Below are 22,180 nucleotides of genomic sequence, written 5' to 3'. Positions count from 1 at the left end.
GATTTTGGTCATACCTACTTTGATTTTGGTTAACTGTAGGACGCATCACTGGAATATATTTGTACCATCAAATAATAATAACAACAAAAATCACAATAAAATGAAAACACTAAAAAAAAATAAAGTAGCAAGGCGAATTGGATTATTTGCTACGCTTTTATTGATTACAATTTTAATTGTAGCAATGTCAACTAAAGAAGAAAGCAACGAAACGCCGCAAAATGAAGTAGCGGCTATGCAAGTAGAGGTCTCAAGTCCGGTATTCGAAAAAATCACCGAATGGGATGAGTACACAGGAAGATTTGAAGCCAGTAACCGCGTAAAGGTTAGAGCCCGTGTAAGTGGGTATGTAGAAAGCGTAAATTTTGAAGATGGCCAGATGGTCAATAAGGGTGACGTCCTTTTTGTAATTGACAGAAGACCTTTCAAAATTGCCTTGAACCAAGCAAGAGCGACTTATGGCCAAGCACAGGCAGCACTTACACAAGCAAAAGAAAATTTTAACCGGGTAAAATCGCTACGCGAAAGTGGTGCTGTATCCGTTGAAGAATATTCAAGTAGACAACAAGCATTGGCAGGAGCAAAAGCGAGCTTGCAATTAGCACAATCTACCATAGATAAGGCACGATTAAATCTGGAATTTGCAACAGTAACCGCACCCATTTCTGGGCGCGTAAGTAGAGATTTGGTCAACCAAGGCAACCTAATCGACGGTGGTACTTCCAACTCTACTATCTTGACCACTATTGTCGCTACAAGCCCTATTCATTTCTACTTTACGGGAAGTGAATCCGATTACCTTAAATATGCACGCTTAGCGCGAAATGGCGAACGAGGTTCTTCCCGTTCTACAGAAAATCCGGTATTGATAAAACTTCAAGATGAGGATGATTATACACACGAAGCTGTGATGGATTTTGTAGATAACGAAATTGATAGAAGTACAGGGACCATTGAAGGACGTGCCATATTGGATAATGAAGACGGAATCCTAGAACCAGGAATGTTCGGTAAGGCCAGATTATTGGGTAGTGCAGAGCACCAAGCCATTATGGTTCCCGATGAAATCATCGGCACCAATCAATCGGTAAGATTTGTATATGTGTTAGGTGAAGACAATACCGTTACGACTAAAAATATTGAATTAGGGCCATTACATACCAATGGTTTAAGAATCGTTAGAAGCGGACTAACGCCAGAAGACAAATTGATTACCAACAATATCCAAAAAATACGCCCTGGTGTTGCGGTAAGTCCAACAGAAAAATCCTTAACCCAAAATAAAGATACTTTAGCTTTCGCGAAACCTGTATTGAGTGAAGTCGAAGTAGCGAAATAAACCCAACAACTTTCAGTATCCCAAATATCGCTCTCTATAGCCGTTCCCCCTGAAGGCCAAAAAGAGAGCGACAGGGATACACTTGCCCTGAGCCTAGCCGAAGGGACAGTCCAACATTAAAAATTAGAAATTATGAAATTCAGTCACATTTTTATCAAAAGACCCATCTTCGCAGCGGTGCTGAGCATCCTGATATTGATTGTGGGCGGATTGGCTTACGTATCCTTGCCAGTCTCACAATTTCCAGATGTAGCACCACCAACTGTTCAGGTAACTGCTACCTATCCCGGAGCAAATGCGCAGACACTTTCTGAAACCGTAGCCACGCCACTAGAACAGGAAATTAACGGTGTTGAGGGAATGATTTATATGACGTCTCAATCTTCAGGAGACGGTCGGGTAACCTTACAAGTTGCCTTTGAACTGGGTACTGATTTAGATAGAGCACAAGTTCAGGTACAAAATCGTGTTGCGATTGCAGAACCCAGACTTCCCGAATCGGTCAGAAGATTAGGGATTACCACCAATAAGGTGTCACCGGATATTCTAATGGTAGTCAATATGTACTCACCTAATAAAACCTATGACCAGACGTATATTGGTAATTATGCCACTTTACAGATGGTAGACCAGATTGCTCGATTGAAAGGTGTTGGGGATATCCAAATTTTTGGTGCAGCAGAATATGCAATGCGTATTTGGTTGGACCCAGACAGAATTTCCAATCTTGATATGACCGCAGGAGAAGTGGTTGCCGCCTTAAGAGCGCAAAACGTGCAAATCGCAAGTGGTACGCTTAACACATTACCATCAGGCAACCAGTCGGCTTTTGAGATAAACATCCAGACCCAAGGAAAATTAGTGACCACAGAACAATTTGAAGACATTATCATCAAAAGAAGTACCGATGGGCGAATCGTTCAACTAAAGGATGTAGGTCGCGTGGAACTGGGCGCGCAGAATTATGCCACCAAAGGTTATTTGGGAAAAAACCCTGCTATTGCAATGCCCATCTTTCAACAACCGGGCGGTAACGCATTGGAAACTGCTGCGGCCATTCAGGAAAAAGTGGCGGAACTATCTCAAAACTTTCCTGAAGATTTGGAATATAAGATTGCCTATAATCCAACAGAATTTGTTCAAAAATCCGTAGATGAAGTGTATCACACCATTTTTGAAGCTGTATTGCTTGTCATCTTTGTTATACTATTATTTCTTCAATCCTGGAGAGCAGCGATTATACCGATTTTAGCAATTCCGGTTTCGTTAATAGGAACCTTTGCCATAATGCAAGGATTAGGATTTTCATTAAATAACCTGACCTTATTTGGATTGGTGCTAGCCATCGGTATTGTAGTTGACGATGCCATTGTAGTGGTAGAGAATATGGAGCGGTATCTCAAAGAAGGTCTTTCACCTAAAGAGGCTGCACGTAAGACAATGGATGAAGTAGGTGGTGCTTTGGTAGCCATCGGGTTAGTTTTGATTGCAGTTTTTATCCCAACTGCTTTTTTAGATGGTATTTCCGGAGAGTTTTATAAACAATTTGGATTGACCATTGCCGTTGCAACTGCAATCTCAGTATTCGTCTCATTAACATTAAGTCCGGCAATGGCAGCCTTGTTGATGCGCCACGAAGCACACGACCCGAATAAAAAAACACCTTTACTATTAAAACCTTTTAAATGGGTAGGTGATGGCTTCAATCGTTTTATGGATATGCTCTCGGAGCGTTTTGGTAACAGCGTGCGCAAACTTATCAGAACCAGTGCAATGGTGATGGTCGTTTATGGTGGTCTTATCGCCTTAACAGGATTTCAATTCAATCGTGTTGCCACTGGCTTCGTACCACAAATGGACCAAGGTTATTTCATCAATGTGATACAATTACCACCGGGAGCTTCACTTTCTAGAACCGATGAAATCGTAAGAGAAGCCATAGACAAAATATTGGCGGTTGATGGTGTTGAGAATACGGTTGCCTTTACTGGCTATGATGGAGCTTCGGCTACCAATGCATCCAACTCAGCAGCTATTTTCTCTACACTTGAAGATTTTAGTGTAAGAACTGAAAAAGGATTGACCTCAGAATCCATACTTGCAGCATTAAGAAAAGAACTTGGTAGTATAGATAATGCATTCGGTGTTGTCATCCCGCCACCATCTGTAAGAGGTATTGGTAATGCCGGTGGGTTTCGAATGATGGTGCAAGATAGAGCTAACTTAGGTACAGATGAATTGATTAATGCAACTTACGCATTGGCTGCTGCAGCGAATGAAGACCCAGCACTGAACAGTGTTTTCACCTTTTTCAATAATCAAACCCCTCAATTGTTTTTGGATATAGACCGTGTAAAAGCTGAGCAGTTGGGAATTGACGTAGCGGACATCTTCCAGTCTTTGGAAGTATATATGGGTTCTGCCTTTGTAAATGAGTTCAACTATTTGGGAAGAACCTATCAAGTGACCGCTCAAGCAGATGCACCAAATCGTTTAACACCAGATGATATTTCAAGAATCAAGGTTCGGAACAATCAAGGTGAAATGGTACCACTGGGAACGGTAAGTACCCAAAAGGACATTGCAGGTCCAAACCGTATTCCACGTTTCAACTTATATCCAGCAGCATCCTTAGTAGGTGATATCAATCCAGGGTACAGTACAGGGCAAGCCCTCGATAGAATGGAAGAATTGGCTGCTGAAATCTTACCACAAGGAATTTCCTTTGAGTGGACAGAGATGGCATACCAACAAAAGCAAACCGGAAATACCGCAGCGATTGCGTTTTTGTTAGCCGTAATATTTGTATTCCTTTTATTAGCAGCTCAATTTGAAAGTTTGGTACTACCATTGGCAGTCATTTTCATAGTCCCTATGGTACTCTTATCGGCAATGGTCGGTATCGATTTAGCTAGATTGGATAACAACATTATGGTTCAGATTGGTCTTGTGGTTCTAGTGGGTCTGGCAAGTAAAAATGCCATTCTCATTGTTGAGTTTGCCAAACAATTGGAAGACCAAGGCAAGGACTTAAAGACAGCTGTTATCGAAGCTTCTAAACTACGTTTACGTCCAATTTTAATGACCGCAATGGCATTCATTTTAGGAGTTGTTCCATTGGCGATTGCAACTGGAGCAGGTTCAGAATTGCGAGTATCATTGGGTATAGCGGTATTCAGTGGGATGCTAGGCGTAACAATCTTCGGGATCTTTTTGACACCGGTGTTTTACTATCTGGGCAGAAAGTTAACCACCAAGAAACCTAAGTCGGAAACAGTGGAAAAAGCTGAAGCACTACCCGAACAAGTTCAAACCATATAACGAATATTAGATTTTGGTCATCTTAAGGGTGTTATTGGTTAACACCAAACACCCTTGCTGACCGAAATTTGTACTAAGAAATTTAAAATATAAGAACAATGAAAAATCTAACACTACTAACAATACTATCCCTGATTTTGGTTTCCTGTGGGATTACCAAAAGGGATTTTGAGGTCAATTCAAATGTTGACGTAGATGAAAATTACTTGACAACAGCTACACAAGATTCCGCTTTTGCGAAAGCACAAACAGAAACAGCTACCCAATGGTGGTCAGAATTCAACGACCCTATCTTGGACACACTTATCCAAAAAGCGAGAACGAACAACCTCGATATCAACAGTGCAGTAGCCAATGTGTATGCGTCCAGAGCTCTGCTAAAGGGAACGAAGCTCGACAGAATTCCGACCGTTACTACGAATGGAAGTTATAACCGTACCCGTTTGGGTGAAAATATATTCGTACAAGGTGTAAATCCGACGTTTAGCACCTACAGTGCCAGTTTTGATGCCTTTTGGGAAACCGATTTATTCGGTCGTATCTCTAACCGAGTCAAAGGCGCCTATGCCGATAATCAATTGGCTATAGCAGATATGCAAGGCGCATACGTTACCATTTTTGCCGAAGTGGCACGTAACTATATCCAACTACGTGGAGCACAGTACCAATTGGACATTGCCAATAGAAATTTAAAAGACCAACAAAAAACCTATGACCTCACGGTACGACTTTCGGATGCCGGAACAAGCAATAGCTTGGATGTTTCACGGGCATTGGCACAATTGGAAAGTACAAATGCGACCATTCCACCGTTGCAAGCACGTATTGAGGCCTTAAAAAATAGCATTAGTGTTTTAATAGGCGAAGTACCGGGCAATCTAGCTGACGACATTATCACTAAAAAGCCACTACCAACTCTTCCAGAATCTGTGGCTATAGGCAATGTGACCGATTTGTTACGTCGACGACCAGATGTGCGTCGTGCCGAAGCGGAGCTACAAATACAGATTGCAAAGTATAATCTTTCGGTTGCCGAACTATATCCAAATGTTCAATTTGGAGGTTCTATTGGATTTTCAGCGGTTGATTTTTCAAACTTCGGAAACAATTCATCCTTTACTTGGAGCATCTTGCCAAGCATCAGCTGGGCGGCATTCAATTTGGGGCGCGTCAAACAACAAATCAATCGTGAAGATGCATTGACTTTGGCTGTGCTCAACCAATATGAAAAAACGGTCTTGGAAGCCCTGGAGGAAATCAAAACATCGATGACCAATTATACCAATGAACTTAAAAGACGGGAGTTAGTGGGCAAGTCTGCCGAGGCCAGCAGCCAAGCTGCAAAATTTGCACAACAACGCTATACTGCGGGTCTGGATAGTTTTATCGATTACCTAAATGCAGATGGCACACTCTTACAGGCCGAAAATCAATTGGCAATTAGTGAAATCAACGCAGCAACATCCTTGATAGCCATATACAAAGCTTTAGGTGGTGGCTGGGAAATTGTTGGTGCTCAAGAGTTGGAACAACAATTTGACAAACTTAAAACAGAAGACATTAGTTCAAAATAAAATTACACCACGATTTAATGTTGGATGAAGTAGCGGTCTTTCAGAAATGGGAGCCGCTGTTTTTTATATATATTTTATTCAATAGAGAAATTTACTTTCACTTTAGCTCAAAAAAGGCTGCTCTAGTGTTGTCAATATAGTCAGAACTGTTCATTACTTAAAAATGGTCATCTGTTCTTTGATATTGGTTAAAGCTAAACTAGGCATCAGAGGTAGATTTGTAATGTAAATAATCATTAACACATAAAAAGATGAAAAATTCAATACATAATGACCAAGTATCAAAAGCGCATATTATTTACGCTCACCCAAATGAAAATAGTTTTAATCACGCCATCCTGAAAAGGATAACAGAAGTTTTAAAAAAAGCTAGTGTTGAAACAACTGTATCTGACTTATATAAAATAAACTTCAATCCGGTATTGTCAACTATTGATATACAAAGCAGGAAAAACGGAGAACTTGCCAATGATGTTAAAATAGAGCAGGAAAAGGTATCTAAAGCAGACTGGATATTTGTTGTTTATCCAGTATGGTGGACTCAAATGCCAGCTATCCTTAAAGGGTACATAGATAGAGTGTTTTCGCCAAAATTTGCTTTCGATTACGGTGAAAATGGGCTCATAAAACTTTTGAAAGGTAGAAAAGCAGCAATCTTCAGCACATTTGGACATCCAGACAAATACTATCAAGAAGAAGGTTTTTTAAAAGCCTTCGAAAAAACTGTTGATGAGGGAATATTTGAATATACGGGTATAGAGGTGAAGAAACATTTTCACTTTGGTTCAATTCCATACATCTCTGATGATGATAGAAAAGACCTGTTAAATACTACTGGGCAATGGATAGAATCTAAACTTTTTAATCAAAAAAACTAAAATTATGAAAACATTACGAATAATTCTGACTGTAACAATAATATTAATATCCTTCTCAGGCTTATATGCACAAAATAATACTTCGGGTGAAAATCACAGCGCAGTCAATGATATAGACCAAGATGAAAAGACTTCATTACTCGTAGCATTTGATTCCTATATCGCTTTCTGGAATCCTGGTGATAAACTTTTTGAAGGTTCAGACCCAACCCAACTTTATCACCAAGATTTTTATGCTATTGATGATTTTGGAGATGAGACGTTAGAAATTCACACCTATAAAAACTATAAAGAATTTTGGGAGCCATTCAATAAAAAGACGTTTCAGAATCTCAATCTTAGATTTTTCAATATTCAAAGCAGGGAAACTAAGGAAATGGGATTCGTGACCTTTGATTTCGAATTTGATAATACAAGATTACAGAATGGTGATTCCATTGAGGGAGGACAAAAGGGAACCACTATTTGGATAAAAGAAGGGGATAGCTGGAAAATCATCCACGAACATCTAACAACAAAATAAAGAAATATTAAAAAGAGCAAGATAGATACATTTAACAAAAACACTAACGCTCTATAAAACAATCATTATGAAAGCAATAGTAATAAAGAACGAAGAGGGCAAGGCAATACCTAATTATGAAACTATTGACGAGGTATTTCTACCAAAAGGCGATGTAGTCGTTAAAGTCTCACATAGCGCGATAAACTATTCCGATGCAGCCACAATGTATAATATTTGGGATTCTGTGGAGCAGTTTCCCCACGTACCGGGAATCGACTTTGTCGGAGCAGTAATTTCTTCTTCAGACTCAAGATTCACACAAGGGGAACGTGTAATGCATACCAGTTATGGCGTAGGTTATCAACGATTTGGAGGTCTTGCGGAGAAGGCGGTTTCTAATGCAGATTGGCTTATCAAAGTGCCTGATGAGATTTCAGATATACAGCTTATGGGCTTAGGTACCGTTGGGCTTACCGCAATGCTCGCCATTGAAGGAATAGAGCTTAATGGTGTCATCCCGGAAGATGGTCCTATTTTAGTCACAGGTGCTACTGGTGGCGTAGGTTCATTGAGCATACAGTTACTGAATACGCTGGGATATGATGTTATTGCAAGCTCAGGTAAAGTAGATAGTCAGAGTGATTATCTGAAATCGATTGGTGCCACAAAAGTTGTTGATAGAAAAATCTTCGCTAAGTCAACTGAAGATACCTTAGAAGATGAGAATTATGCAGGTTTCATTGATACTGTTGGAGGTAATACATTGTCAAGACTTATAAAACAATTACAGTATGAAGGAGTTGGTGTTTCCACCGGAATTGTAACAGGTACCGATATGGACGTTTCTGTAATTCCATTTGTGATGAGAGGAATAACAATTTTAGGTATTAATTCGGTATACACACCAATGCAAAAGAGAGTGAATGCGTGGAAGCGATTATTTGAATTGGTCGATTTTCAAGTTCTTGATAAATCAATAAAGGTGATGCCAATTTCAGAAGTACCAAAAATTGCACTGGAAATGCTAGATGGTGGTTCCAAAGGAAGAACCGTTGTAAAAGTGATTTGATTTCACTTTGATTTTTTTATCTTTAATCACAAATTAAAATCCAAATACCTATTGAAAATAGACGGCATAAACTTATTCAAAACCATTGATGAATACTACAAATACATCAATTTTGAATGCCCTATTTTCAATGGATTCTCTATAGTTAGATTAGAAGAATCAGCTAAAGTGGTTCCAAAAGTAATGCCGCCTTACCGTAAAAAGTTTTATCAAATAATGCTAATTCTGGACGGTAAATTAGAAATGAAAAAAAATGAAGAGGAAAAACAATTAAGTAAGAATGCGCTATTTTTTTCAAGTGAGGGACATATTCAATCTTGGGAAAATGTTCAGCCATTAAGTGGATATATTGCCTATTTTACATCCGATTTTTATGCGCTGGTTCATAAGAAAAATAAGCTTAACATAGACTTTCCATTCTTTAAAACAAACAGTTCTATGAGTCTTTTACTTGCTCAAGATGATACTGTTCATCTCAAGAATATTTTTGAGAATATTATAAGGATTATTGAAAAAGATGAAAATAATAAAAATGATATTTTCAGGTCTTATCTTAACATATTATTGTTAGAATCAAAGAATATCTATGAGCATAAGTTAGGTACGGATGATATAAAAGAAAATTCTGACGAACGTTTGTTTAATGGTTTTTTATCACTTATTGAAGCCCAGTATGGTACCAACAAGACTACTGTATTAAAATCTGTAAAGGAGTTTGCTTCTAAACTTTCTGTACATCCTACTCATCTAAACTTTATAGTAAAAAACCTTACAGGTAAGACAGCTCTAAATACAATTCACGACAGACGCATTAGCGAAGCTAAATCGCTTCTCAGGCAAACTTCACGTACTGTAAGCGAGATAGCCTATGATTTGCATTTTGATAATCCGACACACTTTGTTCGGTTTATGAAGAAAAAAACGGGATTGACACCGTTACAGTTCCGCAATACTTAAAATTGGTCATTTCTACTTTGTTTTTGGTTTAAACTCAGACACTTTCTAGAGGTACATTTGTTTCATACTTAATATATAAACTATTAAAAATAGTATAATATGAAAAATTTAAAAATAATATTGTTGGTTGTAATACTGATACAATTCACTAACTACAATACGGTAAGTGCACAAGATTCGAAGGATAAAGCAGAATGGATTTCCTCAATAGATCTTAATGCTAATATCCAAGAGGCTAAATTTCAAAGTGAAATAGAGGAATCTAAGTTTTTTAAAGGTTTTTTAGTTGCGTATAATAAATCTTGGAGTCCAGGAGATACCGAAATATTTGACATAGAGGTGCCTGCCAAATTTTATGACCAAACAGAACGTTTATTCGCTTACGACTTATTTCCACCAACCGACGGTTTTTTAGGTTGGGATGAATATTCCAAAGAGTTGACAAAAATTGTTCTTAACTCATCAAAGTTTGATGTGAAGCTCAAACCGGACACCTTTCGATATGCTAGAAACGGGAATGTTGCTTGGATGAGCTCGAGTATTATTGCGAATGGAATTACAAAAGGAGGTCAAGAATATCAAACTGCGGCAAGACAAACGGTCATACTTGAAAAAACGGATAACAAATGGTTGGTGGTACACGAACATATTTCCGTGCCTTATACGCCCCAACAATAGGTTGCTATAAATTTACTTTACAGCCGCAGCTACAATACATTTTGAAAATTAATAAAATGAAAAAAATCAAATCAACACTTATAGTTTGGGTAGCTATTTATCCAGCTATTACCGCAATACTATTTCTTTTTGGAAAGTACCTTAATGAACTTCCACTTACGATAAGAACATTAGCATTAACAGTAATGCTGGTGCCATCAATGACGTATGTATTAATTCCTTTTTGGACAAAAGTATTCAAAAAAGATAAAAATAGTTCCCAATGAAAACTCTAAAATATATAGCACTAATTCTATTAACCTTACAAACACAAATGGTTTTGACACAAAACAAGGAAAGCACTCAAAGAATCGGAGTTACACCAAATTCACTGGATATAACTGAACTAACGCACCAACAACAAGAAAACCTTTTACAAAAACAGGAAAGACTGAAAAATGGTTCCACCTATGGAGTCCAGGAAAAAGCCCTTTTAATTTTGAAGGTTTAGAAAAATTTTTTGCAAGTAAGGCAAATGGACTTTTAGTTTTAGACGGATTGGAAGGTAGCGCAGTTGTAATAAAGAGTCCAAATGCCTATCGCGAAAATGGTTACCTATGATTAATAGCACATTTTCCTACTACGAGATAAAGCCGGTTGGAAACATAGCCGTTGAATTAGATAATAATCTGGCGGTTGCCACATTTCAATGGGAATCTTCAAAAGCTCTTTTAAAAGGTGGGACAGCCTTTTCGGCAGTTCAGTGTGCAGCTCACGTTTGGAAGAAAATAGATGGAGATTGGAAGATAATTCACGAGCATTTGACAAACGTTAGTTAACCTATTTTTTTTAAGATTATACAAATTCTAAATTGAGATTTGAAGTTTCTAAAAATAAAACCTTATGATACAAAACCCTTCAAGGTTTGCCCTTCTAATTTGTTTGGTGAGACCAAGGCCAATAATTAGCAATACACCTGCTATCTGTGTTTAACCTCTAGAAGTTGCAAACTAATTTTGATTAAATCTGCGCTAACTTTAGCTTTTTTAATTGCCTTACGTACTAATCAATTGGCCCCAAATCTTAAGCAAATGATTAATAGTATAGATAAAATATTGAGTAATTATAAAAGCGAAATTTTAGTTATTGAAAAATCTAGTCTAAGCGAATTTAAGAATGTAGAAATGGGGATTACGATTTCACGTAAATACATAAAGCAATTGCGCGTATTACTCAGGGAAATGAAGTTTGAAAATGATGAAGATGAAATTAATTTTTTCAAGCACCAAAAACCTTATATCTATTCTAGAGTAAAATTTTATGCTAAACTATATCAATTTTTATTGCATCGTCCACAAGGTAGTGTAGCTAGACAACGTAAGTTTATAGATGAGGAAATTGATAAGTTACAGCTAGACTACACCAAAAATTTAGACTTTGTCAAGTATATTCGCGAAGAAAGCACCTATCTCGACAAGTATTATTTTTTGAGGGGTAAAGACGAAGTTAAATTGATAACCGATACCTCATATTATTTAACGGATGATGAATTTTCAACAAGTCACGATAACATGGTGGCTAAAATTTCTGCTTATGACTTGTTAATAAATCACTATCAACATCTTTTAAGCGAGTTACATTTTAGAAGAAAGAAAATAAGAGCTTTAAATAATTCTTTAAAGAACAGAAGAGAAAAGTCTTTAAGGTGGACAGCAACTAAGACTGATTTGATTGAATTGATTTATTCACTTCAGATATCCGGTGCAATTGAAGAAGGGCGTCTATCCATAAAACAGCTAGCAGAAGCCTGTGAAGAACTGTTTGAAATGCAATTTGATAACGTGTATAGAACATATCTCGAAATAAAAGGTCGTAAAAACGATAGAACTAAGTTTTTAGATAAGCTAAAAACCTGCTTAATTCTAAAAATAGAAAAAGACGAAGAATAGGGCTATAAAATTTTTAGGTACAGTTATAAATTAAATCATTAAAAAGGCCCTTTATCCCTCGGTCCATTGTGAGTAACCTTCCATTGGCCATCTTCTTTTACCAACTTAAAAACACCAGGCTTTGGGTCGTATGCCGTGGAATACTTTACCCAAGCAAATTCACCGTCCATAGCCTCATCAACAATCTTGAAATCGGATTCTGAATTTTTATCTTCGGCAAACATATCCTGAATGCTAGAAAGATTGGCAAAACCATCAGCTGTAGTATGTTTTTTAAGAGTCGCTTTGTCGCCCTGATAAAGACTTTCCGCAACAACTTTGGCAGTTTCAGAAGGGGACATATCCTTATTTCCTGAGCAAGAAATGAATAAAAGTACGAGTGAGCAAATGACGAAATTTTTCATAATATTATTAATTTGGGTTATTGATATACTTGTGTGACACCTTCAATTTTAAATCTCTTTCCCCATCTTTTTCATTGAGCTCTACAACCAATCTACGGTCATTACCTATTGAAAATTTAGGCATCACATAAACCAACCTCGTAACTTTACCTTCTGCTATTCTTGATGGCACGTTATACTCGAAAATTGGTGTCTGAAACAGTTTTTGCAACGATTTCTTTTTACCTTTTTGTCTTGTCTCAACTGAAAGATTTAAGAAATTTAAATCGTAATCTAAAGTCGATTTATTTTCAACCCGGATAACGAAATATAGCTCTTCCTTATCAAAAACTATATTCTCAACACTCAAAACGACACCTTGATTTCGTTTTTGAATCGTACCTATTTTCTGTTTCCTAGCAAGAAGATAAGATGAGAATTTGGTGTAGTAAAAGGTTTTGTTGTCAACCGAATCTTCAATTTTTGCTACTTTGATCGTGTCATTTAGAATAGGTTTTTCATTCCCTATACTGCTTGATTTTGGTACGAAATAATTCAGCTTTGAAAGCTGAGATTTATACCGTACAATATACGAAAAAATTGAACCATTCCTGTTGATTACCAGCAGATTGCTTTCTTTGCCGGGCTTTGCCTGAAGTAACCCAAAATACTGCTGTTTTTCTCGGTTGTAAGTGAATACAAAATTATCTGAGCCAGTTATACCTTGTCGTATGGGTTCTGGAAAAAACAAGGCTACGTTTTTGGTGTCATTTGCATAGATGGTATCTAGTACCGTGATGGTTTGCGCTGTAGTCTGTGCCGAGCAAAGTCGAGGTGTGAAAGCAGAAATAAATAAAACTGCTATTATTAAAATTGAATTTTTCATAAGAATGCGTTTTTAAATGCCCATTATGGGCCTCATAATTTTGGTTTTAGAATTAATCTGTAATTGTTCAACACCGTCACTTTTACCCTTCGGTTTGAACGCCGAAATACTTGCGTAAGTCCGCCCACTTGTGGAACAGTAGGAATATTGATGTCACCAATGACATCATCCAGTACTTCTCTGGTTGCTTCTGCTCTAAAATTATTCTCGACATAAATGCCTTCGCTTCCATCTTGCAGGTCAAATGCTTTGAGTTTTGTTGGATGATGATTGATATTTTCAATCTCAATCAACGCACGATTTGGCTGAAAACTAATAAACCCATAAACTGATGTATTCTTTGGCATCAACTTACCATTAATAGTTGCTGATTTAGTAAGCCGCATTCTTAATCTAGTACTCACCGTTACGATTTGGTCGCCATCGACGACGACATAAATATTGTCATCTGTATTCCCAATAATTGAAAGTTCATTTGGTTTAGGTGCAGCTGCAAAGAAGAGTTGATGCTCAAGCCCTAATTCTTTGGCTTCAATTTTTTGTTCTCTTTTAACTTCAGCTGAGTCAATTTGTTTGGTTCTGTTTTGAGCAATTTTTCGCTGTCCGAGATTTTGGTATCGTCGTGCTGAATATTGAATCTTGCCAGCATCATAAATACTGTCAACGATGCGTTCTTTTTCTCGTTCTGGAAGGTCTGGGTCGTAATAGCCCAAGGAATCAATCAGCTTCTCGTCATAGATGCTAGGCGCATTATTTTCACGCACTTCCTTTAAATCGTTTATGGCATCCAGTTTAGAGTCGTACTCTTTTTGGTTTTCGTCCAAGTCTGGTACTAAAGTTTGTTTCAGGTTCTCATTATCACTTTCATCATCGCCCATAACCATTACGGAATAGGAAATCAGGAATATAAAAATCACGGCCAATATAGCCGAAAAGACTATTTTATTTTTTTCTACTTTCATTATCAAGTTTTTTAAGGGTGTTTTCAAAGTATTCCGTAATCAAAAGACCGTGCGGGTTATTGGGAAAGTTTCGGTCAACAGGAATTAAATTTCCACTAGATACCAGTTCATAGGTATCGATTATCGAGCCTCTATTGATTTCAAATACTGTTACCGTTCTAAAGACATAGGTTCCGCTCTGTTGCTCAATCTGAGATTCAATACTCAGGACTTTCTGTACGAGTGAATATTGTAGTAGACGGTTATAGACGCCATCCGCTTTTTTCTGTCGATAAAGATTATCTACAGAGCTGTTACCCAACCAAAGCGCCTTTTCTAGATTTCGCTCGTAATTGCTGGCATCAATATTATAGAAGTAGTTGTGAAACAGGTCCAGATGCGCCAAAGCTTCAACCCTAAAGTTTTCTTTTTGAGTTACTATTTTTAACGGAATTATACTGCCATCGGTATTAATCGCAAAGGCACTATTAAGTGCTTTTTGATTGGTGTTGTACGCCATCCAAAGTGAAAAGATGCTCGACAGCATTGCAAAAATGACAACTGCTAACACGATAAATCGGTTCAACTTTAAGACAGCATATATGTTTTTGTAAGGTGTTTTCATATTTTAATCTTCAATCTGCCTTAGGCAGTAAATAATCTGAGTGTAAATGAGGTGGCTCGCTTATAGAGTTTGAATTTTAGGAATACTATAAAGCCTACCGAGCCAAGTTGAACCACAGGTGCAAAAAAGCCCTGGCCAACGTCTGTTCCGAAGAGGTTTATCCAAAAATTCGTATTGATTTCTGTATAGAGCGCGTTTACAAAGATGTTGACCAAAAAGAAGGCTGGCACCAACATATAGACCGCAGCATACAATTTGAAAAAAGTATAGGCCAATGAGCGGAACTTCTCAAAAACCGCTAGGCTAATAACTAAAGGGAAAAACGCCTGCATTATTCCCAAGAGGAAGAAACGTTCTGCCAAAAACAACGGATAGATAAACAGGTCTAGAATCCAAAGGATAATACCTATTATAAAAGCCAATATTTTGAATCCGTATAGTGGTGTAACCAATGCTTCATAAAGTAATGTCATTGCGTTTTTTGCAGCATCTATAAGGTTAACATCCTCTTCTATGGGGATGTCTTGCATCTGTAACGGTAATAATGCTGGCGCAGTTCCGCGATATTGAGCTTCAACAGAAACTAAAATACTATCAAAAAAGCCAAGCACTTGTGTTGAAAAAATAACTAGAAGGACAATTAAAAAGTTCTTTGCCAAATCCCCAGGACTTAATCCCCAAGTATATCCATCTTTATCTGCAACGCCTTCATTGTATTTTTTAAGGATATTCACCAGAAAAAACAGAACAGCAAGCGTTTTCATTCCCGCAATAGTGTATTGCGAGAAACTGCTGTTCTGTATGGTTTGAAACACCGTATCAATGTATTCCAGTCCAATCCCTAAAAGAATAGTGGCGGTCATCGTTTAGTAATTGGTTTCGCGGTTATTGATTTTATCCTGCATTTTTCTAAAGGAAATTATATCCTTGTACCGTCTCGTTTTGGTAGTGATGTTGGAAACCATTTCTTTGGATTCCAGTTCTTTTGCCTTCAGAATTTCAGCGCGTTCGGCATCGCTCATTTTTAGGTAATCGCTCGATAAGACTTCATCGATAAAATCAACCGTGTCCAATGAGTTTTGGACGATGGTGCTAAACGATTCTGTGACCCGAGTAACTTCCTCTGGTTTGATATATGGCGAGTTCAGAATATCCTGTAAATCATTTTGCATTACCTGAATAAGCCGCTGATTATTTTGTGCGATTTCCTCAACTGCTCTTAATTGTTCGACAACGCTTGATACCTTTTCTATCGCCTCTTTTGCATCTTTCAGGAATTTCACAGACTTAATCATTTGTGCTGTCTGTTTGCCTGATTCTATAAGTTGTTTTACCAAACTGATAAAATTAGTATTGTCATATGTAGGCATTCCCTGGCACGCAGCGCGTGCAGGCAATAAAAGGATGAATGCTGTTGCGAGAATTAGGATTTTTGTCTTCATAATATTATGTTTTAGATGTGAATTGAATTATTGCTTTTTCCATATCGTTATGCTCATCGTAGAGCTTCATTATTTTCTCATTTTCTCTTCCGTCGGTTAAATAAGCCGCATACACTTCTTTTGGAACTTCAAGCCTAAAAATGTTGCTTTCCTTTCCTATTTTGATGAACATTTCGGTGTACTTCCGTGGACCGGAAAGATTGTTTTTGATGGATTTTAATTGGTTCAAGTCGTGGCTGGATAGGTTGAGCCTTTTGACCAATTCGTCATAGCCTTTTTCATTATTCAGACTATAAATGACCTGTGTATTTTCCAGTATGCTTGCCGATGTTGAATTGTTCGGAAGCTGATTTATCGACTGAAGAATAATGCCTATCGCACCATTCTGTTTACGAATAGCTTGATAGTAGAATTCGACGCTTTCCAATACGTTGTCGAACTTCAATTGTTTGGCAAACTCATCGAAGAGGATGATTCCTTTTTCAGCCCTATTCTTCCAAATGGTTCTTTGGATAGCAGACTTAATCAGCTTCAACATTACGGATAGGATTTCTTTGTTGTCCTTGACTTCATCCAGTTCAAAAACAATCAATCGTTTGTCTTCGATTTTATACGTCTGGTCTTCGCTTACTTCAAATAGAAAGCTATATAGACCATCGCCGACATATTCGGACATTACGTGCAAGAAGCTTGTAGTATTGAAGTAGTCGGGATGGATTTTTAAGGTGTCCAGAAGGTTTTTCTGATTCCTTTCTATAAAGTTGTAGAAACCATCTAAAGAATGATTTTCCGAAGTATTATTGTAATAGTGGCGCAATATCTTTTTGACCGAAACCGATTGTGCTTTGGTAACCTTTAAATCTGAAGCAAACAATTCAAATAAGAAAACAGATAGGTCTTCCAACCTCTCAGGTGTCAGGTCATTTGCATCACTTATATAAAAAGGATTTATACCTAAGTTTTTACCACTTTCGTAGCGAAGCACCGTGTATTTTTCCGGATAGAGTTTAGCGAATTTGGTGTAAGAACCGCCCAAGTCTATGATGACCAAGCGAACGCCACTTTCAAAATATTGGCGTAGAATATTATTGGCCAAAAAGGATTTGCCTTCGCCTGTTGGTGCGAAGATGGCGAAGTTCCGTGCCTTGATGCGTTTCTTTTTTTCATCCCAAACATCTTTAAGAACAGGAATGTTATGCTCACGGTCATTAAAGATGATGCCAGTAGCATCAGAATTATAATTAGTGTTATTGATGAACAGGCAAAGTGCGTGTTTCAAATCTGTTACGTACAAATCATTATTAGAAAAATTGGATGAGAAGCAGCAGTAACTATTTAAGATGTAATTTTTACGTTCTTCGCCTCTGGGATAGTATGGGATGATATCCAGTTCCTTAAATTCGGTCTTTATTTTTGAACCGATTCGACTTAGATTCTCAGGGTTTTTATCCCAATACACAATGTTTAAATGACCACGAATAATGCGTGCATTATCATCGGCATTAATTTGGTCAAGGATATACTGAATTTTACCGAGGACGACTTTGTTCTGCGAACCGAAATTTGAGCTTTTGTTGAGTTCTTCAACTTTCTTATCGAGCAGCTTGCGCCACTTCTGTTTGTCATCCAGATATAGGATTTGGTTGACGATGTGGTTCTCATTAAGCGTAAGCCCTAGACCATCAATAAACCCTTGATGAAACACAAAATCGTCAGAAGTGAATTTCTCATTGGTCTTGCTACTCTGTACACTTTCGCCAAAGCACAGTTCGCTATTGATAGCTAGGGCATCAAAATGGTTTTCGCCAATATTGACGCTTTTTTTATCTAATATGATATCGGTATCAAACCCTTCATTAAACCCATTGAAATAACCATTGGTCAACTGCTGTATATCTTTCGCTTTAAGCGAAATGAATTTCATTTTTCGACTGTTGTTGATGAATGAGACAGAATCGCTAACAGAGCCAACGAAACGCTGTACGTTATCATCTAGTTTTTGAATAATTCCTTTAGAAACTTTCCGGAATGGATTGACATATTTCGGATTGTTCAATGCCTTGTTCTTGGTTAGAATAAAGAACAAAAAGCAACGGTGTTCCATATACTCACGACCTTTAAAATGTTCGTGGGTTGCTTTCTCTAGGAATGTTTTATTAGATAGTTGTTCTGAGGTATATGACTTTTTAAGATAGACATCTTGCTTATGTACAACTGTTCCAACTGGTAAAGACTTCAGGGCTTGAAACCAAGCACCGTGTATATCTTCAAAATCTTTTTCAGATAATGAATAGATTTCTGGTAACGTGCCTTCATAACATAAGACCACATTGCCATTATTGGCAAAAACGATATTGTCTTGAATATCTGTAATAGGTTGATATGCTGAAAGGTTAATCTTATTCATAATTAAAACCAGAATTTCTTTTGTTGCTGATGATTTTTGGAAAGGCTTTTGCCACCTGAAATAGTTGAGGATTGTTTGAGATTTTAGTTAATGCTACATAGAGCGCAGCATTGAAAATCAGGATGCCGATAATTAGTCCGAAGCTGAAGGAAAAAATGATGATTAATAAGGATGCAAGTATGGCGACCATCATTAATGCAAATAGTGAAATGGGCAATCCAAAAATGACTGCCCGTTTTCTAATGTTTCTATAGACCTCGAACCGTTTCATCTTAAACAACGATGCCTATTAAATATGTGAAGATGCCAACTACCGCACCTGCAATAAGTACAAAGACAAGTACCCTAGTAATCCCTTTTTTAAGGTCTGCATTTTCCCCAAAGAAATGCCCAGCATTAAAAAGGAAGCCGACCAAGAAGATGACACCCAATAAAATAGGAAAAATGGTTCTGATGGTGTCGCCAACATCATTAACTGAATCTTCTATGCCACCAATTTGAGCAAAAAGCGAAGTGGATAAAAGCGAAAGAATAGATGCTAAATAGTGTGATTTTTTCATAACGGAACAGTTTAAATTTTTGGTTCATTTTCGTTATGGGAAATTTACATATATTTGAATGTAAATAACTGAAAATCAAATATTTGTGAATAAAATATTATTTGATTCTATTTGAATTATATTGTTATTATTTGACATCAAATTCTATGAATTTTGAAAGGGAAGTTGTTGATAACCCGAAAATTGAAAATGAAAAAAGTGCTCAAAAACGTCAGTTTTGTCTTTTTACTTCTAAAAATGTGCATCATTTTTGGACAAGAAGCGAGCGCTCAAAAACGAATTATAATTGACGTTGGACACGGTGGAAAAGATTCTGGTGCAATTGGATTAAATGACATCCAAGAAAAGGATGTGGTTATGTCCATTGCAAATGAGATTTTAAGGTTAAATAACGACTTGGAAAAACCACTCGATATATATTTAACGAGGTATAGTGATACGTTCATTTCACTTTCAGATAGAACCAAGCTGGCTAAAGCATTAAAGGCGGATTTATTTGTGTCCTTGCATTGTAATCATTCCGATAGTCCGAATGCTAGAGGTGTTGAAATTTACGTGGCAGATGCAGAATCTAAATATTCAGACGATTCTACTTGGCTTGCTTTTCAGATACAAGCTGCGCTCAATACTGAATTAGGTTTTGAGAGTAGAGGTGTGAAGTTTAGGAATTTTCAAGTATTAAGGGAAACAGTTGCTTATTGTCCTTCGGTGCTTTTGGAATTGGGGTTTTTGAGTAATTGGGATGAGAAGAAATATTTTGTTAAAGAAGAAAACAACAGTAATATAGCATTAGCAATATTAAGTCAATTATTGAAGTGAATAAAAAATTATGAGTGAGTTATTTTTAAAAATCATAAGGAACATAGCCAAAATTGTTAAAATAGTTTTAGATAATATTTATTCAGTTTTAAAAACTAGATAAAGGTAAACCCACTTTAATATTAATTAAGTAAATATTTTGCCTACAATGATTTCGCCGTAGTCCAATTTCTTTCTGGAAATAGGCTATTAGTAGAATTAATATGTTTACTGCCACCTTTGTGAGTGCTGAACACTTTACAATGTGGTAAATTCTTTTTAATACAACTTATTACTGCTTTCCTTGGATGCTTTGCACTTCCATTTGCAGAAACCCAAAACTGCTTAGGATCAAAATTTGACACCCAATTAGTACTAATATTTCTTCTACTACCGTGATGGGGCAGTTGGCATATGTGTAAGTCTTTTATATCGTATCCGTTATTGACTGCCGATTCAAATGAATCAATTCCAGCGTCGGCAGTAAAAAGATATTTTCTGCCTTTAGAATCTGTAAATTTTGTTAATACTGAAGTTAGATTTTCTGCTGATGAATCATTTTTCTCATCTAAAATAGAACAAGGCTTCAGTCCTTCATCAACCTCATTAACATCAGCTTCTTTAATGGTATTTAAGCTCATAAATTTTAAGCGGTCAACATTTGTAAAATATTCTAATTGTTCTAAATAGAACTCTTTAGAGGGCCCGACTATTTCAAATAAATTATGGTCAAGTACAGTATCTGAAAATGCTTCAATAGGTTGTATATTATATTGGCTTAATACTTCTTTTAAGCTCTCAACATCTTTAATAGATTGCATTACTTTTTTAACCCTTCTGTTAGAGTAAAGAATGGATTCACTAAGTTCTTTTATTCCACCTCTTTTGTCTTCATTTATGTACTTAGTAGGGTCATTATAATAAAAACGAGCGATTTTACTATTAAAAAAATGTACAAGATCCACCAGACCACCAATATGGTCTTTATGTGGATGAGAGTTTATTATTAAAATTGGGGTGTTCTCTTTTATGTTTGGCTCAATATATTTTTTATAATGTGCAATAATCTTTTTTGCATCATTTGGGTTTCCAGCATCAATAATTGTAATATAATTCTGGCTTTGTTCTTTTGTCCAGATTATATTACAGTCTGCATTTCCTAAGTCTAACATATCTATACTGAAATCCATACTTAGACGTTTAAAAATTGCTCAAACAAAACTTTCGCATAGTTTTTTCCATATCGATTTACTAAATACTTACTTAGAAGTATAGGTATTAGATATAAAGTACCAACTATAATACTGATGTTTACAGCTTGTACATTTGTGGCTATGGTCTTAAAGAAATAAAGATTGAACACAGTAACTAAAACTGCAATAAGACAGCCACCGATTAGATTTCTGGTAAAGCCATATTCTATATTGTGTTGTAACAAAAGGCGATTGTCCCTTGTCACATTTCTAACTTGTGCTACTGCATCAACAATTGTTTTTCTTGCTTCTAATTCATCTTCATTTTCTTGAGACGCATTGAGAAGCTCTATTCCAAATCTTTCTTTGATTTTTTCACGGATACGTTTTTTTGTGCTTTGTGCAAAGAATGTGTTTGAATAAAGCAAGAAATTGGTTGTTGGCATATTCTTTTCTTCTTTAAAGAAAATATTTTGAAAAATCTCTTTTGCGATGAACCTGTTAATTTGGGTCATAAAGTAAATTATGGCAATAGAGATTGTTATATCGCTAACCCATTTATACCCTTTGAGAAATTCTATGAAATCAATAATTTTTTCGCTGAAGCCAAAATAGTATAATGTCCACAATGGAACTGCACAAATTATCGTAGGAAATAGTCTTGCTTTAATATAATATTCTGTTGGTTTCATCATC

Annotated in this window: 24 protein-coding genes; 13 read left to right on the top strand and 11 right to left on the bottom strand. The window is 36.7% G+C overall.

Annotation, left to right across the window (positions count from 1 at the left end; genetic code table 11):
• Positions 1–100: 100 nt before the first annotated feature.
• From HM983_RS01050 to HM983_RS00995, 12 genes are all read left to right on the top strand, one after another.
• Entirely contained in the window at positions 101–1,339 is a 1,239-nt protein-coding gene (locus tag HM983_RS01050; protein ID WP_179343409.1) for an efflux RND transporter periplasmic adaptor subunit, read from the top strand.
• A 132-nt stretch (positions 1,340–1,471) separates the two neighbouring features.
• Positions 1,472–4,660 carry an efflux RND transporter permease subunit gene (locus HM983_RS01045; protein ID WP_179343407.1) on the top strand — a complete coding sequence of 1,063 codons (3,189 nt, stop codon included), beginning with the start codon at positions 1,472–1,474 and terminating at the stop codon, positions 4,658–4,660.
• Positions 4,661–4,758: 98 nt separating this feature from the next.
• Complete coding sequence (locus HM983_RS01040; RefSeq protein ID WP_179343405.1) at positions 4,759–6,234, top strand: efflux transporter outer membrane subunit; 1,476 nt, start codon at positions 4,759–4,761, stop codon at positions 6,232–6,234.
• A 251-nt stretch (positions 6,235–6,485) separates the two neighbouring features.
• Positions 6,486–7,112 (top strand): NAD(P)H-dependent oxidoreductase, encoded by a 627-nt coding sequence (locus tag HM983_RS01035; RefSeq protein WP_179343404.1) that lies wholly within the window; start codon positions 6,486–6,488, stop codon positions 7,110–7,112.
• 4 nt (positions 7,113–7,116) lie between these two features.
• A complete protein-coding gene (locus HM983_RS01030; protein WP_179343402.1) occupies positions 7,117–7,635 on the top strand; it encodes a nuclear transport factor 2 family protein in 519 nt (172 codons plus the stop codon).
• A gap of 67 nt (positions 7,636–7,702) precedes the next feature.
• The gene (locus tag HM983_RS01025; protein WP_179343400.1) at positions 7,703–8,686 is read left to right on the top strand and encodes an acrylyl-CoA reductase family protein; all 984 of its coding nucleotides are present in this window, start codon (positions 7,703–7,705) and stop codon (positions 8,684–8,686) included.
• 51 nt (positions 8,687–8,737) lie between these two features.
• On the top strand, positions 8,738–9,643 hold the full coding sequence (locus tag HM983_RS01020; RefSeq protein ID WP_179343398.1) for a helix-turn-helix domain-containing protein: 906 nt from the start codon (positions 8,738–8,740) through the stop codon (positions 9,641–9,643).
• Positions 9,644–9,742: 99 nt separating this feature from the next.
• Entirely contained in the window at positions 9,743–10,321 is a 579-nt protein-coding gene (locus tag HM983_RS01015) for a YybH family protein (RefSeq protein ID WP_179343396.1), read from the top strand.
• A gap of 56 nt (positions 10,322–10,377) precedes the next feature.
• Positions 10,378–10,587 carry a hypothetical protein gene (locus HM983_RS01010; protein WP_179343394.1) on the top strand — a complete coding sequence of 70 codons (210 nt, stop codon included), beginning with the start codon at positions 10,378–10,380 and terminating at the stop codon, positions 10,585–10,587.
• Positions 10,584–10,811: a hypothetical protein gene (locus HM983_RS01005; RefSeq protein WP_179343392.1), complete on the top strand. Its 228-nt coding sequence runs from the start codon at positions 10,584–10,586 to the stop codon at positions 10,809–10,811. The genes HM983_RS01010 and HM983_RS01005 overlap by 4 nt, the downstream gene beginning before the upstream one ends.
• A gap of 106 nt (positions 10,812–10,917) precedes the next feature.
• On the top strand, positions 10,918–11,139 hold the full coding sequence (locus HM983_RS01000) for a Cif family virulence factor (RefSeq protein ID WP_179343390.1): 222 nt from the start codon (positions 10,918–10,920) through the stop codon (positions 11,137–11,139).
• A 252-nt stretch (positions 11,140–11,391) separates the two neighbouring features.
• Positions 11,392–12,249: an RteC domain-containing protein gene (locus HM983_RS00995; RefSeq protein ID WP_179343388.1), complete on the top strand. Its 858-nt coding sequence runs from the start codon at positions 11,392–11,394 to the stop codon at positions 12,247–12,249.
• A 38-nt stretch (positions 12,250–12,287) separates the two neighbouring features.
• Here HM983_RS00995 and HM983_RS00990 read toward each other — a convergent pair whose 3' ends face one another.
• Genes HM983_RS00990 through HM983_RS00950 form a run of 9 tightly spaced genes read right to left on the bottom strand, consistent with a single transcriptional unit; the run spans position 12,288 to position 19,493 of the window.
• Positions 12,288–12,653 (bottom strand): nuclear transport factor 2 family protein, encoded by a 366-nt coding sequence (locus HM983_RS00990; protein ID WP_179343387.1) that lies wholly within the window; start codon positions 12,651–12,653, stop codon positions 12,288–12,290.
• A gap of 7 nt (positions 12,654–12,660) precedes the next feature.
• Complete coding sequence (locus tag HM983_RS00985; protein WP_179343385.1) at positions 12,661–13,518, bottom strand: DUF4138 domain-containing protein; 858 nt, start codon at positions 13,516–13,518, stop codon at positions 12,661–12,663.
• 32 nt (positions 13,519–13,550) lie between these two features.
• The gene (traM, locus tag HM983_RS00980) at positions 13,551–14,480 is read right to left on the bottom strand and encodes a conjugative transposon protein TraM (protein ID WP_179343383.1); all 930 of its coding nucleotides are present in this window, start codon (positions 14,478–14,480) and stop codon (positions 13,551–13,553) included.
• Entirely contained in the window at positions 14,461–15,084 is a 624-nt protein-coding gene (locus HM983_RS00975) for a conjugal transfer protein TraK (protein ID WP_179343381.1), read from the bottom strand. Before HM983_RS00975 ends, traM begins: the two co-directional genes overlap by 20 nt.
• Positions 15,085–15,104: 20 nt before the next feature.
• Positions 15,105–15,947, bottom strand: coding sequence for a hypothetical protein (locus HM983_RS00970; protein ID WP_179343379.1), 843 nt, complete (start codon positions 15,945–15,947; stop codon positions 15,105–15,107).
• Between the two features lie 3 nt (positions 15,948–15,950).
• Positions 15,951–16,526, bottom strand: coding sequence for a conjugal transfer protein (locus HM983_RS00965; protein WP_179343377.1), 576 nt, complete (start codon positions 16,524–16,526; stop codon positions 15,951–15,953).
• A gap of 4 nt (positions 16,527–16,530) precedes the next feature.
• Positions 16,531–18,933, bottom strand: a complete 2,403-nt coding sequence (locus HM983_RS00960; protein WP_179343376.1) for a TraG family conjugative transposon ATPase — start codon at positions 18,931–18,933, stop codon at positions 16,531–16,533.
• Positions 18,926–19,204: a hypothetical protein gene (locus HM983_RS00955; RefSeq protein WP_179343374.1), complete on the bottom strand. Its 279-nt coding sequence runs from the start codon at positions 19,202–19,204 to the stop codon at positions 18,926–18,928. Before HM983_RS00955 ends, HM983_RS00960 begins: the two co-directional genes overlap by 8 nt.
• Position 19,205: 1 nt before the next feature.
• Complete coding sequence (locus HM983_RS00950) at positions 19,206–19,493, bottom strand: hypothetical protein (protein WP_008610937.1); 288 nt, start codon at positions 19,491–19,493, stop codon at positions 19,206–19,208.
• A gap of 189 nt (positions 19,494–19,682) precedes the next feature.
• Between HM983_RS00950 and HM983_RS00945 the strand changes: the two genes are divergently transcribed.
• Complete coding sequence (locus HM983_RS00945; protein ID WP_179343372.1) at positions 19,683–20,312, top strand: N-acetylmuramoyl-L-alanine amidase family protein; 630 nt, start codon at positions 19,683–19,685, stop codon at positions 20,310–20,312.
• 143 nt (positions 20,313–20,455) lie between these two features.
• Here HM983_RS00945 and HM983_RS00940 read toward each other — a convergent pair whose 3' ends face one another.
• Both HM983_RS00940 and HM983_RS00935 read right to left on the bottom strand, forming a co-directional pair.
• Complete coding sequence (locus HM983_RS00940; protein WP_179343370.1) at positions 20,456–21,481, bottom strand: MBL fold metallo-hydrolase; 1,026 nt, start codon at positions 21,479–21,481, stop codon at positions 20,456–20,458.
• 2 nt (positions 21,482–21,483) lie between these two features.
• A complete protein-coding gene (locus HM983_RS00935; protein WP_179343368.1) occupies positions 21,484–22,179 on the bottom strand; it encodes a hypothetical protein in 696 nt (231 codons plus the stop codon).
• Between the last annotated feature and the right edge of the window lies 1 nt (position 22,180).

This window comes from Winogradskyella ursingii (genome assembly GCF_013403975.1).
GTDB lineage: Bacteria > Bacteroidota > Bacteroidia > Flavobacteriales > Flavobacteriaceae > Winogradskyella > Winogradskyella ursingii.
The sequence above is the reverse complement of the archived record's forward strand: the minus strand, read 5'-3'. Positions and strand labels throughout refer to the sequence as shown.